The 14,585-nt window shown below is 68.7% G+C and carries 17 protein-coding genes; 3 read left to right on the forward strand and 14 right to left on the reverse strand.

Annotation, left to right across the window (positions count from 1 at the left end):
* From A5706_RS25295 to A5706_RS25305, 3 genes are all read right to left on the reverse strand, one after another.
* The coding region (locus A5706_RS25295; RefSeq protein ID WP_156767322.1) for a PE family protein at positions 1–1,332 on the reverse strand (1,332 nt) is incomplete at its 3' end.
* A gap of 125 nt (positions 1,333–1,457) precedes the next feature.
* Positions 1,458–2,663: a DNA polymerase IV gene (gene dinB, locus A5706_RS25300; RefSeq protein WP_068137081.1), complete on the reverse strand. Its 1,206-nt coding sequence runs from the start codon at positions 2,661–2,663 to the stop codon at positions 1,458–1,460.
* A 23-nt stretch (positions 2,664–2,686) separates the two neighbouring features.
* Positions 2,687–3,328 (reverse strand): TetR/AcrR family transcriptional regulator, encoded by a 642-nt coding sequence (locus A5706_RS25305; protein ID WP_068137100.1) that lies wholly within the window; start codon positions 3,326–3,328, stop codon positions 2,687–2,689.
* Positions 3,329–3,404: 76 nt separating this feature from the next.
* Between A5706_RS25305 and A5706_RS25310 the strand changes: the two genes are divergently transcribed.
* Positions 3,405–4,874, forward strand: a complete 1,470-nt coding sequence (locus tag A5706_RS25310) for an NAD(P)/FAD-dependent oxidoreductase (protein WP_068137084.1) — start codon at positions 3,405–3,407, stop codon at positions 4,872–4,874.
* Here the strand turns inward: A5706_RS25310 and rraA are convergent.
* The 10 genes from rraA to A5706_RS33810 all read right to left on the reverse strand — a co-directional run bounded on the left by rraA (position 4,871) and on the right by A5706_RS33810 (position 11,254).
* Complete coding sequence (gene rraA, locus A5706_RS25315; protein WP_068137087.1) at positions 4,871–5,353, reverse strand: ribonuclease E activity regulator RraA; 483 nt, start codon at positions 5,351–5,353, stop codon at positions 4,871–4,873. The genes A5706_RS25310 and rraA overlap by 4 nt on opposite strands.
* 1 nt (position 5,354) lies before the next feature.
* On the reverse strand, positions 5,355–5,777 hold the full coding sequence (locus tag A5706_RS35040; protein WP_068137090.1) for a nucleoid-structuring protein H-NS: 423 nt from the start codon (positions 5,775–5,777) through the stop codon (positions 5,355–5,357).
* Between the two features lie 102 nt (positions 5,778–5,879).
* Positions 5,880–6,392: a copper resistance CopC family protein gene (locus A5706_RS25325; RefSeq protein WP_068137092.1), complete on the reverse strand. Its 513-nt coding sequence runs from the start codon at positions 6,390–6,392 to the stop codon at positions 5,880–5,882.
* Complete coding sequence (locus tag A5706_RS25330; protein WP_068137095.1) at positions 6,389–7,021, reverse strand: YcnI family protein; 633 nt, start codon at positions 7,019–7,021, stop codon at positions 6,389–6,391. Before A5706_RS25330 ends, A5706_RS25325 begins: the two co-directional genes overlap by 4 nt.
* On the reverse strand, positions 7,018–7,674 hold the full coding sequence (locus tag A5706_RS25335; protein ID WP_068103440.1) for a DUF6474 family protein: 657 nt from the start codon (positions 7,672–7,674) through the stop codon (positions 7,018–7,020). Before A5706_RS25335 ends, A5706_RS25330 begins: the two co-directional genes overlap by 4 nt.
* 140 nt (positions 7,675–7,814) lie before the next feature.
* Positions 7,815–8,213 carry a helix-turn-helix transcriptional regulator gene (locus A5706_RS25340; RefSeq protein ID WP_066930409.1) on the reverse strand — a complete coding sequence of 133 codons (399 nt, stop codon included), beginning with the start codon at positions 8,211–8,213 and terminating at the stop codon, positions 7,815–7,817.
* Between the two features lie 453 nt (positions 8,214–8,666).
* The gene (locus tag A5706_RS25345; protein ID WP_156767323.1) at positions 8,667–9,362 is read right to left on the reverse strand and encodes a TMEM165/GDT1 family protein; all 696 of its coding nucleotides are present in this window, start codon (positions 9,360–9,362) and stop codon (positions 8,667–8,669) included.
* Between the two features lie 245 nt (positions 9,363–9,607).
* Positions 9,608–10,141, reverse strand: a complete 534-nt coding sequence (locus A5706_RS25350; protein ID WP_067011508.1) for a peptidase — start codon at positions 10,139–10,141, stop codon at positions 9,608–9,610.
* 195 nt (positions 10,142–10,336) lie between these two features.
* Positions 10,337–10,960: a superoxide dismutase gene (locus A5706_RS25355; protein ID WP_067150615.1), complete on the reverse strand. Its 624-nt coding sequence runs from the start codon at positions 10,958–10,960 to the stop codon at positions 10,337–10,339.
* A gap of 138 nt (positions 10,961–11,098) precedes the next feature.
* The gene (locus A5706_RS33810; protein ID WP_173817455.1) at positions 11,099–11,254 is read right to left on the reverse strand and encodes a hypothetical protein; all 156 of its coding nucleotides are present in this window, start codon (positions 11,252–11,254) and stop codon (positions 11,099–11,101) included.
* A gap of 436 nt (positions 11,255–11,690) precedes the next feature.
* On the opposite strand from A5706_RS33810, the gene A5706_RS25360 reads away from it, so the two are divergent.
* Both A5706_RS25360 and A5706_RS25365 read left to right on the forward strand, forming a co-directional pair.
* Positions 11,691–12,734 (forward strand): DUF4328 domain-containing protein, encoded by a 1,044-nt coding sequence (locus A5706_RS25360; protein WP_082964610.1) that lies wholly within the window; start codon positions 11,691–11,693, stop codon positions 12,732–12,734.
* A gap of 4 nt (positions 12,735–12,738) precedes the next feature.
* Complete coding sequence (locus tag A5706_RS25365; RefSeq protein ID WP_068103366.1) at positions 12,739–13,563, forward strand: glycerophosphodiester phosphodiesterase; 825 nt, start codon at positions 12,739–12,741, stop codon at positions 13,561–13,563.
* On the opposite strand, the gene A5706_RS25370 is transcribed toward A5706_RS25365, so the two are convergent.
* Positions 13,564–14,538, reverse strand: coding sequence for an LCP family protein (locus A5706_RS25370; RefSeq protein WP_082964611.1), 975 nt, complete (start codon positions 14,536–14,538; stop codon positions 13,564–13,566).
* Between the last annotated feature and the right edge of the window lie 47 nt (positions 14,539–14,585).

The raw sequence follows: 14,585 nt of genomic DNA on the forward strand, positions 1-14,585 counted from the left end.
GCCACCGCCGCCGCCACCGGCCCAAATCTCGTTGCCGCTGGTGGGATCGGTCTGGCCGTTCCCGCCGAACCCTCCGGTACCCCCGAGACCACCATTGCCTCCGGTGCCGTTGACTCCACCGCTCGAGTTGCCGCCGGCCCCGCCGGCGCCGCCCTGGCCGCCGAGGCCGCCCTGCCCGCCGAACGCGTGGGCCAGGGTGCCGTCGGCAAGCCCGCCGGTGCCGCCCTGACCGCCCTGACCGCCGGTGCCGCCATGTCCACCGTTGCCGGCGTGACCGAAGAACATTCCCGCGGCGCCGCTGGCTCCGCCCGCGCCGGCGTCACCGCCGAAGCCGCCGACACCCCCGTTTCCGCCGGCGTTACCGGAGCCGTCACCACCAGACCCGCCTTGGCCGCCCTGGCCGCCGTCGCCGCCCAAGCCGCCCGTCCCGCTCCAGCCGCCCAGTAGGGCGTGGTTCGCGCCGCCGGCCCCGCCGTCCCCGCCGGTTCCGCCGTGCCCTCCGTGGAAGCCGGTACCGCCGGCCGTGGTGTTGTGAACGCCCACCGCGCCGGTCCCGCCCTGGCCGCCGGCCCCGCCGGCCCCGCCGGCGCCATTGAACAGGGACAACAGGTGCCTGTTGGCCCCTCCGGTCCCGCCGGCGCCGCCGTTACCGCCGCTTGCGATGACACCGGGCCCGCCGACTCCACCGTTCCCGCCGGCGCCGCCGGGCCCGCCGCCGAGCCATCCGTTGGCGCCGCCGGCCCCGCCGTTGCCGCCCGTGCCGCCGACGATGCCACCCGCGCCGTTTCCGCCGGCCCCGCCGTTACCGCCGTGGCCCCACAGGCCCGCCGACCCGCCGGCTCCCCCGTTTTGCCCGGTCCCGCCGGATCCACCTTTACCGCCGTCCCCGATTAGCCAGCCGCCGTTGCCGCCGGCCTGCCCGGTCCCCGGCGCCCCGTCGGCGCCATTGCCGATCAGCGGGCGCCCCGTCAGCAGCTTGACCGGCCCGGGCGGCAATCCCGCGGTCAGGCTCTGCAGTTCGCCGACCAACGCCGTCAACGGGTCGGCATTGGCCGCCTCGACGGCCGAATAGGCTCCCGCACCGGCGGTCAACGACTGCACGAATTGGTCATGAAAAGCCGTCGCCTGCGCGCTGAGTGCCTGAAACTCCCGGGCGTAGCTGCCGAACAACGAAGAAATCGCAGCCGAAACCTCATCCTGTCCCGCCGCCAATAACGACGTCGTGGAGCCCGCCGCCGCCGCATTGGCCGACTTAATCGACAATCCAATGCCGCCTAAATCCGACGACGCTGCGGTGACGATCTCGGGAGATATCAGGACGAAAGACGGCATCTGCGGCTCCTCTGGGATGTGAACGGGGCGAACGAGACACAAGTAGCTGAAAATCTACGCTTTCATTTCGAGTCCGGCTGGGCCGTAGGTTAAACGCGGCGACTTGCGAGATTCTTGTGGGCGCGTCAGTCGGGTAGATGTGGCATTTCAAAGCCCGGGTCCCGGCCGACCAATACGGCGGGCGTGAGCGCGGACTTGCCATACCGGCGGCGCACCCGGTCGATCGCGTCGTCAATTTCGAGTCGGCCCGCGTCCTCACCGAACGGCAGCATCAGCTGCTGAGCGCCGCTGCGGTCGATCCCTGATACCGCGAACCCCACCAACGTCAGCCCGCGCTGCGCGATCAGGGGAGCTGCGGACGCGACCAGCTGCCGCGCGGCGGCCAGGATGGGCTGAGTCGACGAGGTGGCCCACGGCAAGGTATGCGAGCGCGTCGCCCGGCCAAAGTCGTCGAAGCGCAGGCGCAGTACCACCGTGCGGCCGGTGCGGCCCGCCGTGCGCATCCGGGCGGTGATCCGGTCGATCAGGTTCACCACCACGGCGTCGATCTCGGCGGCCGACATGCGGTTGCCCGCGCGGCCCAGCGCCCGTTGTGCGCCCACGGACCGACGTCGCACGCCGGTGGTCACCCGGCGGCGGTCGATGTTGCGGGACAGCGCATACAGCTGGCGGCCCATCGCGGGCCCAAGAAGCGAGGCCAGCGTCGACTCGCTCAGCTCGGCGACGTCGGCGACCGTCGCCAGGCCGTGCGCATGCAGCTTCTCGGCGGTGACCGCGCCGACGCCCCACAACCGGCGCACCGGCAACGGGCGCAGGAACGCCAGCTCCTGATCGGGCGGCACCAGCAGCAGCCCGTCGGGCTTGGCCTCCTGGCTGGCCACTTTGGCGAGGAATTTCGTCCGCGCGATCCCGACGGTGATGGGCAGCCCGACCCGGCTGCGCACGTCGGCGCGCAGCCTGTGCGCGATCTGGGTCGGGGTGCCGGAGACCCGGCGCAGCCCGCCGACATCCAGAAACGCTTCATCGACCGACAACGCCTCCACGATCGGTGTGCAGTCACGGAACACCTCGAACACGGCGTCGCTGGCGCGGCTGTAGGCGTTCATCCGCGGCGGTACGACCACGGCGTGCGGGCACAGCCGCCGCGCCTGCGCGCCGCCCATCGCCGTGCGCACGCCGTAGGCCTTGGCCTCGTAGCTCGCAGCCAGCACCACGCCGCCGCCGACGATCACCGGGCGGCCGCGCAACGTCGGGTCGTCGCGCTGTTCGACGGACGCGTAGAACGAGTCAAGGTCCGCGTGCAGGATGGACGCATCACACCGCACGAACATATGTTCGCACGGGGGTCCGACGGCTAAACGGTTTGGCCGTAGATGCTGGTGACCCAGATGTGCGTGAGGGTGTCGACGACCCGGTCCTCGTCGACCGCCGGCGTCTCGGCCGACAGCGCGGCCATCATCGTGCGCTCGTTCATCTGGTTCAGCGAGGTCGCGAGGTCGGCCGCAGGGATGGTCTCCGGGGCGGCGCCGCGGGCGCGCTCGGCGGTGATCATCGCCGCGGTCTGGTCGATCCACTTCTGCATGAATCCCAGCCACATCGACCGGAGCTCGGAGCTGGTGGCCAGCGCCTCCGTCGCGGCGCGCGCCAGCGTTCGGCGCGAGCCGAACGCCGTGTAGAAGGCCTTGATGCCGTTGCGCCACACCCGGCGCGGGTCTTCCGGCAGCCGCTGCACCGCCCCGTCGAACTCAGAGTCGGCGCGCGCGATGACCGGCTCCAGCAACGACAGCAGCACGTCCTCCTTGGACTTGAAATAGAAGTAGAACGTCGGGCGGGAGAGGCCGGCGCCCTTGGCCAGGTCGTCGACCGAGATGGCGGCGAACCCGCGCTCTTCCAGCAGCCGTTCGGCGGTCGCCAGGATGGCCTGCTCGCGGTCGTCGCCCGAGGGGCGCATCGCGCGGCGGCCGCGGAGGGCGCGAGTGGTGCCGGCGGTAGTCACGGGCATTACTTTACATGGAGTCGAAAGTTTCGACATGTCGTTGACTGGTTCAACAGTGTGTTGATAGCGTGGCCCCATGACTGAGCACCTCGACGTCGTCATCGTGGGGGCCGGCATCTCCGGCGTGAGCGCCGCCTGGCACCTGCAGGACCGCTGCCCGACCAAGAGCTACGCCATTTTGGAGAAGCGCGCGGCCATGGGGGGCACCTGGGATTTGTTCCGCTACCCGGGCATCCGGTCCGACTCGGACATGTACACGCTGGGCTTCCGGTTCCGTCCGTGGACCGAGCGCCAGGCCATCGCCGACGGCGGGCCGATCCTCGACTACGTCAAGGGCACCGCGGCCATGTACGGCATCGACAAGCACATCCGGCTCAACCACAGGGTGGTCAGCGCCGACTGGTCCAACGCGGAGAACCGCTGGACGCTACAGGTCGAAAACAACGGCGCGCCAAGCACAATCACGTGCACGTTCCTGTTCCTGTGCAGCGGCTACTACAACTACGAACAGGGATTCGCGCCGAAGTTCGCCGGCTCGGAGGATTTCCAGGGCCCGATCATCCACCCGCAGCACTGGCCCGAGGACCTCGACTACACCGACAAGAACGTCGTCGTGATCGGCAGTGGCGCCACGGCGGTCACCCTGATCCCGGCGATGGCGGAGTCGGGCGCCAAGCACGTCACGATGCTGCAGCGCTCACCGACCTACATCGTCTCGCAGCCGAAGCGGGACAAGTTGGCCGAGCGGCTCAACCGCTTGCTGCCGGAGAAGCAGGCGTACACCGCGATTCGCTGGCGGAACGTGCTGCGCCAGGCGGCGCTTTACGCGGCCTGTCAGAAGTGGCCGCAGCGGATGCGAAAGATCCTGCTCGGCCTTGTGCAGCGCCAGCTTCCCGAGGGGTACGACGTACAAAAGCACTTCGGCCCGCATTACAACCCGTGGGACCAGCGGCTGTGCCTCGTCCCCAGCGGCGACCTCTTTCGCGTCATCCGGAAGGGCAAGGCCGACGTGGTCACCGACGCCATCGACCGATTCACCCCGACCGGCATCCGGCTCAAGTCGGGTCAGGAGCTTCCCGCCGACATCATCATCACCGCAACGGGTTTGAACCTGCAGCTGTTCGGTGGCGCGACCGTGACCATCGATGGACAGCCGGTAGACCTGACCAAGACGATGGCTTACAAGGGCATGATGCTGTCCGGGCTGCCAAACATGGTCTACACCGTCGGCTACACCAATGCGTCGTGGACGCTGAAGGCCGACCTGGTGTCCGAGTTCGCCTGCCGGCTGCTGAACTACATGGACGACAACGGCTTTGACACCGTGGTCGTCGAGCACCCGGGCTCCGACGTCGAAGAGCGTCCGTTCATGGACTTCACTCCCGGCTATGTGCTGCGCTCGCTCGACGAGTTGCCCAAGCAGGGCTCACGTACGCCATGGCGGTTGAACCAGAACTACGTGCGCGACATCCGGCTGGTCCGCCGCGGCAAGATCGCCGACGAGGGCCTGCGGTTCGCCAAAAACCCCGCGGTCGTAACGGTTTAGCCCGCCGCGGTGACGACGATGCCGTCGTCGTCGCTGTAGGCGATATCGCCGGGCGCGAAAGTCACTCCGCCGAGGCTGATTTCGATGTCGCGCTCCCCGGCGCCGGTCTTGCCGCTCTTGCGGGGATTGGTGCCGAGCGCCTTGATGCCGATGTCGATGCCGCGCAGCGCCGCGGCGTCACGCACCGCGCCGTTGATGACCAGCCCGGCCCAGCCGTTGGAGCGGGCCAATTCGGCGATGACGTCGCCGACGAGCGCGGTGTGCAGCGAACCGGAGCCGTCGATCACGAGTACCCCGCCGTTGCCCGGCCCCGAGAGCACCGACTTCAGCAGCGCGTTGTCCTGAAAGCAGCGCACGGTGCTGATGGGCCCGGCGAATTCCGAGCGGCCGCCGAATTGGCGGAATTGAAGGTCGCAGCTGCGTACGTCGGGGCCGATGGCATCGACGAGGTCGGCGGTCGGCCGAAATGACACCGCCACCTCAGTGGCGCCGCAGCTGCCGGATCAGCAGGATCGCCAGCAGGCTGAGTGCCACGGCCACGATCAGCGGCACCCGGGATTGGCCGGCTGCGGCCGGCGCGGCCTGGGGAGCGACCGGGTTGTTGGCGCCCTCCACGGTCGACTTTGCTTGTGCGGCAGCATCTTTGGCGGCAGCGGCGAGTTCACCGTTGGTCTCGATCCGCTGCTGTATGCCGAGGGGTGGCGCCGGCGGCGGAGCCTTGGCGGGGGCCTTCTTGGCGGGCGCTTTTTTGGCAGCCGCCTTTTTCGCCGGTGCCTTCTTCGCAGGTGCCTTTTTAGCGGGCGCTTTCGCCGCCTTCTTGGCGGCCTTGGCGGGAGGTTTCTTCTCCGGTGGTGTCGAAGCGCCGTCGGGTTCGCTGTTGGGTTGGTCCTGCGGGTCTGCCATGCGGCCGCTCCTTTGCAGCTCTCTAGAGTTCGTTCGCGCGGGCCGGGTTGCTCGGGTCCCATCATGCCAGGAGGCGCGGGACGGCCTCGCCGGCCAGGGCGCTCAGGGTCTGCGGCGCACCGCCCACCAGCCGCCGGCGGCGACCAGGGCCACGGCCGCCACCGCGAACGGCCACGCCGGGATGCCGCCACCGCCGTCGGGGCCTGCCGTAGGCGGCCCGGGCGTTCCGGTGCCAGGCACCGTCAGCCGAAACGACCAGGACCCCGACACCACGTGGCCATCCGCGGACGTCACGCGGTAATTCACGGTGTAGGTCCCGGCCGGGCCGAGCGGCCGCACGCCGACGCCGACGACCGCGCCCTGCACGCTGGGTTCCCCGCTCGACCACTGGTTGCCGTCGGGTCCGACGACCGTCATGGCTGCGAACGTCGTCTGCAACCGCTCGTTGAACGTCGCGGTCACCCGGGCGGGACCGGCCGTGAGAACCGCATTGTCGGCGGGGTCGGTGGACAACCGCGCCGCATGCGCGGACGCCGGTTGTGCGGTGAAGATCGCGGTCGACATCATGGCGGCCAGCAGGAGGCCTGCCCAGGCGGCGAGCGCCCGGCGCGTCATGCCCGGCGGCGGACCACGGCGAGGGCCACCCCCAGGACGGCCAGCGCCAGCGCCGCCCCGCCCAGCACGCGCGCGGTGGTGTCGGATGACCTCGGCTGCGCGGCCGCAGCAGGTTGGTGGTGCTCGTGTGATGCCCCGGCCGACGCGCTGAGCGTCAACGCGGGTGCGGGGTGTTCCGGCTCACCGCCGCCGGGCAGCGGCGGCTGGTCCCACTTCACGACCGTGCCGTCGGAATACGTCTGGGTGGCCGGGAAGCTGACGGTGTCGGAGTCGGGCAGTTGCACCGAGATCCGGAACAGCGCGAATTGGTCCGGCGCGATCCCGGCGTTGGGCGCGGCGGTCCAGGTCACCGAGCGGACGGTGCCGGCCGCCGCATCGCGGTCCAGCCCGGCCGTCCATCCGGGAAGGGTTTCGGTGCTCGCCGCGGCCACGTTGGGCAGGCCGACTGTCAGCGCGGTGGTCGCCGCACCCGTATTGGATTCGTTGGGCACCTGGAAGGTGACGATTGCCATGGCGCCGCGGACCGGGTTGTCGCTGCTGGCGTGCACGTGCGCCCACGCCGTCGGGATGCCGGCCGCCGAAGCGAGATAGAGGGCTGCGACCGCGATCAGGACGCGCGCGGCGGTCACGTCAGTCCGAGGCGCGCCATCAGGTCCGCCTCGATGCCGTCGAGCTGCGACGAGATCGCCGCGTGCGCCGCCCGTCGCCGCGCGGCCGGCATGTTCTCCGCGGCGGTGACGGCCGCCGAGAGGTCGCTGAGCCGTTCGGTGATGGCGCCGACGAACTGCTTGGTCTCGGCGTCCTTGGGCTTCTTTTCCTGCACCACCCGCAGCGACTTCTCCGAGCCGGCGATCCGGGCCGACAGCTGGGCGCCCTGTCCGGAGAACTGGCCGATCTGCGCCAACGGCACGCCGAGCTGATCCGCGCGCCGCTGGTCGATCACAGCGCGGGCGGCCATGGCGCCGCGGTAGATCAGCGGCGTCAGGATGGGCGCGAGCAACCGAGATACGGTCAGCACCCGGCGGATCCGAGTCGGCGACAGCAACTTGCCCTCCCGTGCGGTCTTGAGCTCGGCCTCGGCGACCTTCAACGCCGTGCGGTCGCTGTCCCGCTGCGATTTGATCTGTGCCTTGAGGGCCTTTTCGGCGGCGCGCCGGTCGGCCTTGAGCCGGCGGGCGTCGTTCTTGGCGGCCAGCTTGGCCTCGAGCTTGGCGCGGGCCTTGATCGCTCGGGCCTCGGCGCGACGCGTCGCGCGACTCTTTCGCTTGCGGAACAGGCCCATTGCCGGCCGCCTCCCGATAATCTCGCTGGCTTCGTCGTCCATCGCTCGCGTGTGCGCGATCCGAAAGCCAACCCTAATCGGCATGCGCCGACGGCATCCGTTCAGGTCGGGGCGTGCAGCCGGCCGGACCCGAGCGTCCGCTAGGCGTCCAGGTGTTCGGCGCGGCGGAGCTCCTTGACCCGCTCCACGACGTCCTGCTGCGCCTGCGGGGACAACCCGACCGCGGCCAGGGCGATGCGGCGCACACCGTCATCGCGCATCGTCGCCAGCCAGGACAACTCCTTGTCGAGCTTCTCGTAGTACTCGTCGTCGGTGAAGTAGGCCGGCTTGATCCGGAAGAAGTTGGCCAGGGCGGCCATGGTCGCCGACGAAGGATTGGTGCGGTTGCCCGAACGTAGCTGGGACAGGTAGGGAGCCGACATCGTGATGCCTTCCGCCTTGAGTGCCGCGATTACCTCCGCCGAGGTGTGCGGCCCGCGCCCTGGTGGATACACCGTGTCGAACAAGCGATTCAGGCGGGCGGCGAACGTCGTGCTCATCGATATGACCTCCACTTGGCTGTAGAAGTGAACTATTGCCGAGGTGTATTTGCTGATCATCGTACCGGCGGTTTGGGGCCGCATCCAGGTGCAAACCCCGGGTGGTGGGGTACCGGCATTGCTGACAACTGCCGAATACCCACTTGACGAGCGTCTAACTAATTCGCTGGGGTGTCCACTAAATAACCGAAACTCACAGGTTATCCGCAGCGTTCGGGGTCCGGCCGGGCGTGGCGGGCGGTCGGCACCACGGACGGACGCGCGCCTCGACCGAGGATGCTAGGCGATTGCACGGCAACCAGCGCGCAACGCCCGTCCGTCGCCGACAACCTTTGCTGTCAAGTCGGTGACACGCCCGCAAAACGGGCCGTGGGTGCACCTAATTGCCCCCGGAAGGTACCCCTGGGGCGTTTCCGGGGTCGCGACAGCGTGAGGGAAGGGCGCGACGGCACTCTAGCCGATGTCCGGTGACCTCCCGCTGGATGCGGCCTCTTTCCGGCGCCGGCGCAGAGTTTGCGCCGCGGCCACCGCGCCGGCGGCCAGCGCGACGGCGACGGTCACCGCGATGGCAACCCAGCGCAGTCCCAACGCGGTGTCGAACAGCATCCAGAGGCCGAACATCAGGAACAGCAGCCCGGCCATGGCGTGCAGCAGCTGCTGGGGGAGACGCCGATGCAGCAACGTACCGGCCGCGATGGCCAGTCCGTCGGCGAGAACCATCCCCAGGGTCGAACCGACCCAGACGCCGGTCCAGTCGTGATCGCTGGCCAACGAGACGGTCGCGAGCGACGTCTTGTCGCTCAGCTCGGCGAGCACGAAGGACGACGCCACGGTCAGGAGTGCGAAGCGGGATTCCCCCTTCGTCGAGACCGTCTCACCGCCGGCGGTCCCCTCGCGCCAGGCCCACACGGCGAAGATCAGGAACGCGATAGCCGACGCGAACGCCATCGGGCGTGCGGGGAGGGTGGTGCCGAGGAAATGGCCGATCCACACCGTCACCCCGTGCACAAGGCAGGCGGCGATCGCCACACCGGTGAGCACCACCCACCATCGGTAGCGCAGCGCGAAGGTCATGGTGATCAGCTGGGACCGGTCGCCGAGTTCGGCGAGGAAAACCACCCCGAGGGTTAAGAGCGTGGCGGCGAGCATGGCAGGCGACCTTTCGACACGTCGTCCGAAATATCTGGGCCCTGTCGGTCCCTCGAACATCGGTCGAAGGTCTCGCCCACCGGACCCGTGGGACCGGTTCGCCGGCCGGGCTATGCGCCAGTATGTCGACTCGACGATTCGGGGCTACTCCCCTTCGCTAACGGTTCACAGGCTAGCGGGCGGGTCGGGACGGCGCCAGGACGGCGGCCGATTTCGGCCAGCCGTATTCTTCGATTTGAATTTCCTTACGCGGCAAGCAGCATCGCCAGGATCGCCGTGTCCGGATGGCTGATCGGGTCGACGCCCACCCGGCTCACCATCGATGTGATGGTTCCGTCGGCCTCCGCCTCCACCCACGCGGCCCGGTGCTCCAATCCCAGGTACGGCAGTCCCGGCAGCAGCACGCACCCGGACGCGGCCCCGTTACATTCCGGCAACGAGGGCGTGGTTTCCGACGGCGGATGCAACATCAGCAATGCCGGGGGCTGATGGTCCGCGAAATACCCTGGCTGGATGGCAGATTCGCCGAAGACGGTGCCCTCGGCCAGCACCAGGCCCACGGTGCCCGGCTCGGGTTCGTCGGGCAACTCCTCGCGGGCACCGAACACCGTTGTGGTGGAAAGCAATCCGGGCAGCGACGCGACCCGGACCGCCACCATCAGCAGTTGCGCCCACTCCTTCGTCGAATCGGGCCAACGCCCGGAAATCACAAACCCCTTAAGGGAACCGCGGGCATGGAAGGGTGCCACCCCTATCGGCCGATCCGACCCGGTTTCCATCTCGACCTCCGCGCGACGCCTCGTTTCGAATAACCACGCTGGTAGCTCGAATAATTAAGCATGCCTGCGCCTTCGGCGCCTTGCAACCCGACACGGTCACTGGCGTACATCTTTTCAAAGTGCCCAAATTCACGCCCGATAAACGACGGGAGCGCCGCGCGATCCGCGCGACGCTCCCGCCGTTTCGAGATGAAGTCAGCCGGCGATCAGCCCCTGGGTCTTGGACGTCGCGGCCGCATAGCGGTCCTGCACATCCGCCCAGTTCACCACGTTCCAGAACGCCTTGGCGAAGTCAACCTTGACGTTCTTGTACTGAAGGTAGAAAGCGTGCTCCCACATGTCGAGCAGCAGCAGCGGCACGATGCCGAGCGGGAAATTCGACTGGTGGTCGTACACCTGGAAGATCAGCAGCTTGTTACCCAGCGTGTCCCAGCCGAGCGCCGCCCAGCCCGACCCCTGCACGGTGGTGGCAGCGGCGTGGAACTGCGCCCGGAAGTTGTCGAATGACCCGAACGCGTCGTCGATCGCCGCGGCGAGCTCTCCGGTCGGCTTGTCACCGCCGTTCGGGGAAAGGTTCTTCCACCAGATGGTGTGGTTGACGTGACCACCCAAGTTGAACGCCAAGTTCTTCTCGTTCAATAGGATCGCCGCGTGATCTCCCTTGGCCCGCGCCTCTTCGAGCTTTTCCAGGGCGTCATTGGCGCCCTTGACGTAGGTGGCGTGGTGTTTGTCGTGATGAAGTTCGTTTATCTGACCGGAGATGTGCGGTTCCAGCGCACCGTAATCCCAATCCAAGTCCGGCAAGTTGTATACAGCCACTGCATTCCTTTCTTCGGTTATCGTCTTGGCGCTCCTGCGCGGGGCTGCCACGCGGCGGCCAGCCATAATCAACCCTGCTCCATGACCGCGCGCGCCGCAAGAACGGCCGCTAGCGAGGGGTACCCGGTGGGCGTTGAATCAAGACAAGACGATGACGACGAGGACGGCGAGCAGCGCCAGCGCGACCAGCGCGGCGCGCAGGGCGGCGACGCTGTAGCTGTGATTGCAGGCAGGCGAGCCGGAATACGAGTTCGACGGGGCCGGCGAACCCGGACCAAACGAATGCGTGGCCATCAAGCGCCTTTCACCTGCACGTCCACCTCACCCAAGTGAGGTGAGTCACAACGGTTTTTCGTGACGGTGATCATAACCCCTCACACTGCGGTTGGAAAACGCACTGGATAACCGCGTGCCGGAGAACTGCGGAGCGGGCGCACACCGGCGATCCCGACGGGCTGATCTGAGGGTGCTTAGCGGGGCAATGCATTTCGCTCTGATAACGGACGGGGTTGTTTATGGCACAGCCGTACCAGCCGCGCGTTATCCACAGATGCGGTCCGCAGCAGTCGGTAAAGACCGTGTTGATGCCGCGCATACCCGAGGTGCCACTGTGGATAAACCTGTGGAAACTGTGGATAGCCATATGCAACTGTTGGTGTTGCCGCAATCGCTTGAGGCCTCCCCAGGCGGCTTGCGCGGCCTGCATCGTCGCCAGCGCTACCCTGGTCCGGTGATTCAGGTGTGCTCCCAGTGCGGCACGCGGTGGAATGTGCGCGACCGGCGACGTGACTGGTGCCCACGCTGCCGCGGGGCGCTGATGGCGCCCCTGCCGGACACACCGTCACCCGACCCGCGATGGAGTCCCGCGGGCAGCCCGCCGAGGCCGCCCGCGGCTCCAGCGTGGCAGCGCACGGCGCCGCGCCTGCCGCCCGGATTCCGGTGGATCGCGGTGCGTCCCGGCGCCGCGCCGCCGCAGCGGCGCGGCCGTCGGCTCCTGGGACCCACGCCGCGCTACGCCGTGATCCCGCGCTGGGGGTTGGCGGACCGCGTCGACCAGGCGCCCGCCCCGGCGTCCGAAAAGCCTTCCCACACAGGGCCGTCCGCGCCGCTCGTGCGCACCACGTTGTTTTTGAGTGTGCTGATTCTGAGCGCGGCCGCACTGGTGTACGTCGCGCGTTATGCGCTGTTGGTGTACAACCGGAACACCCTGCTGAACTCGGTCGTGGCCGTCATCGCCGATTGGCTCGGCGTGCTGGCCAGCATGGCGGCGATCGCGGCGGTGATCGTCTCCGGGGTGGTGTTGGTCCGGTGGCTGATCGCGCGACGGGCCGCCGCGTTCGCACACCATGGGCTGCCGGAGCCGCGTTCCGTCCGGGCGCTGTGGGCGGGCTGCTTGGCGCCGTTCGCGAACCTGCTGTGGGCGCCGGTGTACGTCATCGAACTGGCAACCGTCGAAGAGCATTACGCCCGGGCGCAAAGACCGATCGTGCAGTGGTGGATCGCGTGGGTGATTAGCTACCTCGTTTCGATCTTCGCCATCTGCACCAGCTTCGCCACCGACGCGCAGGGCATCGCGAACAACACCGTGCTGATGGTGTTCGCCTACCTGTTCGCGGCGGTCACCGTGGCCGCGATCGCCCGTGTCTTCGAAGGCTTCGAGCGCAAACCGGTAGCCCGTCCCGCGCATCGCTGGGTGATCGTCGAACCGGACCGTCCCGCAGACCGCCCGTCGAGCGCTCCGGTTGAGTTGGAGGGGCAGGAACCGGCAGCATAGGGATATGACGTGGGCCGACGAGGTGCTCGCCGGGCATCCCTTTGTCGTTGCCCATCGCGGAGCTTCGGCCGCCCGTCCCGAACACACCTTGGCTGCCTACGATCTCGCGCTCAAGCAGGGCGCCGACGGCGTGGAATGCGACGTGCGCCTGACCCGCGACGGCCACCTCGTCTGCGTTCATGACCGCCGCCTGGACCGGACCTCGACGGGAGCCGGTTTGGTCAGCACGATGACGCTCGCCCAGTTGCGCGAGCTCGAATACGGCGCCTGGCACGACAGCTGGCGTGAGGACGGCACGCACGGGGACACCAGCCTGCTGACGTTCGACGATCTCGTTTCGCTCGTCCTGGACTGGCACCGGCCGGTCAAGATCTTCGTCGAGACCAAGCACCCGGTCCGGTACGGCTCGCTGGTGGAAAACAAGCTCCTGGCCCTGCTGCATCGCTACGGCATAGCCGCGCCCGCATCCGCCGACCGCTCCCGCGCGGTGGTCATGTCGTTTTCGGCGGCGGCGGTCTGGCGCATCCGGCGGGCCGCGCCTTTGCTGCCGACGGTGTTGCTCGGCAAAACGGCTCGGTACTTGGCGAGCAGCGCGGCCACGGCCGTCGGCGCCACCGCCGTCGGGCCGTCGTTGGCGACGTTGAAGGACTATCCGCAACTGGTGGACCGCGCCGTCGCCCAGGGCAGGGCCGTCTACTGCTGGAACGTCGACGAGTACGAGGACATCGACTTCTGCCGCGACGTCGGCGTGGCCTGGCTGGCCACCCACCACCCGGGTCGCACCAAGGCCTATTTGCAGCGGGCGCGCGCCGCCGACGGCAGCATCTGATCAGCCCGGCACCGGCGCGTCGGAGGCCAGCGCGTCGAACAGCCTGCCGGCGGCATCGTGGTCCCACACCACCACCGCGCCGGCGTCGCCAGTCGTGAACTCGCCGATCGGGACGGTCAGCGCGGTCGTCGGCCCGTGCAGCGCCCAGCCGAGCCGGGCCAAATCCCACACGTGGTCGCCCCGATCGACGGTCATGGCGCCCGCGGCCGTACGGGGCACCGAGTACCAGCGAAGCGGGTCGAGCCACACGGCCGGGCTGGCGGCGCGGTGCAGCAGCGCCGAGAGGAACTGGCGCTGGTTGGCCATCCGGTCCAGATCCGCACGTGGGGTGTCGCGCGTCCGGACGTATCCCAACGCGTCGCGGCCGGACAGTTTCTGGCAGCCCGCCGGCAGGTCGATGCCGGCCAAGGGGTCGTTGATCGGCGCGGTCGGGCACACGGTGACGCCGCCCAGCGCGTCGACCATGCTCGCGAATCCGCCGAAACCGATCTCGACGTAGTGATCGAGGCGCAATCCCGTCGCCCGCTCGACAGTCTCGATCAGCAGGGGCGCCCCGCCGATCGCGAACGCCGCGTTGACCTTGTCCTTGCCATGGCCGGGGATGGGCACATACGAGTCGCGCGGGATCGACACCATCGTCGCCGGTGTGCTCGACCGGAATTCGGGCACGTGCACCAGCAGGATCGTGTCCGTTCGGCTGCTGCCCACATCGCCGCCGGTCGCCAACTCTTGCTGCTGCTCGGCGGTGAGGCCCTGCCGGCTGTCCGAGCCGACGATCAGCCAGTTCGTTCCACGGCCGGCCGCGGGCCGGTCGGGATAGTCGGTCAGCGCCTGCTCGCGCCGCAGCATGGTGTCGAACCACATGGCGCCGCCGACGATCCCGACACCGGCGAGCAGCGCGGCGATCAACACGCTGAGCGCCACCGCCCGGACCCAGCGGCGCCGGCCGCGCTTGCTCGGCGCGGTCGAGCACATCCATCGCCGACAACCGTCGCGTCGGGTCGGTGGTCATGGCCTCCAAC

Origin of the sequence: Mycobacterium sp. E796, assembly GCF_001672815.1 — a bacterium.
Classification (GTDB): Bacteria; Actinomycetota; Actinomycetes; order Mycobacteriales; family Mycobacteriaceae; genus Mycobacterium.

Coding starts and splice junctions, on each gene's coding strand:
- A5706_RS25345 (WP_156767323.1), bottom strand. CDS start 9,362: ATGCTCGCCGCCACGCTCTTAACCCTCGGGGTGGTTTTCCTCGCCGAA.
- A5706_RS25325 (WP_068137092.1), bottom strand. CDS start 6,392: ATGACGCGCCGGGCGCTCGCCGCCTGGGCAGGCCTCCTGCTGGCCGCC.
- A5706_RS25310 (WP_068137084.1), top strand. CDS start 3,405: ATGACTGAGCACCTCGACGTCGTCATCGTGGGGGCCGGCATCTCCGGC.
- A5706_RS35040 (WP_068137090.1), bottom strand. CDS start 5,777: ATGGCAGACCCGCAGGACCAACCCAACAGCGAACCCGACGGCGCTTCG.
- A5706_RS25335 (WP_068103440.1), bottom strand. CDS start 7,674: ATGGGCCTGTTCCGCAAGCGAAAGAGTCGCGCGACGCGTCGCGCCGAG.
- A5706_RS25340 (WP_066930409.1), bottom strand. CDS start 8,213: ATGAGCACGACGTTCGCCGCCCGCCTGAATCGCTTGTTCGACACGGTG.
- A5706_RS33810 (WP_173817455.1), bottom strand. CDS start 11,254: ATGGCCACGCATTCGTTTGGTCCGGGTTCGCCGGCCCCGTCGAACTCG.
- A5706_RS25350 (WP_067011508.1), bottom strand. CDS start 10,141: ATGGAAACCGGGTCGGATCGGCCGATAGGGGTGGCACCCTTCCATGCC.
- A5706_RS25365 (WP_068103366.1), top strand. CDS start 12,739: ATGACGTGGGCCGACGAGGTGCTCGCCGGGCATCCCTTTGTCGTTGCC.
- dinB (WP_068137081.1), bottom strand. CDS start 2,663: ATGTTCGTGCGGTGTGATGCGTCCATCCTGCACGCGGACCTTGACTCG.
- A5706_RS25370 (WP_082964611.1), bottom strand. CDS start 14,538: ATGTGCTCGACCGCGCCGAGCAAGCGCGGCCGGCGCCGCTGGGTCCGG.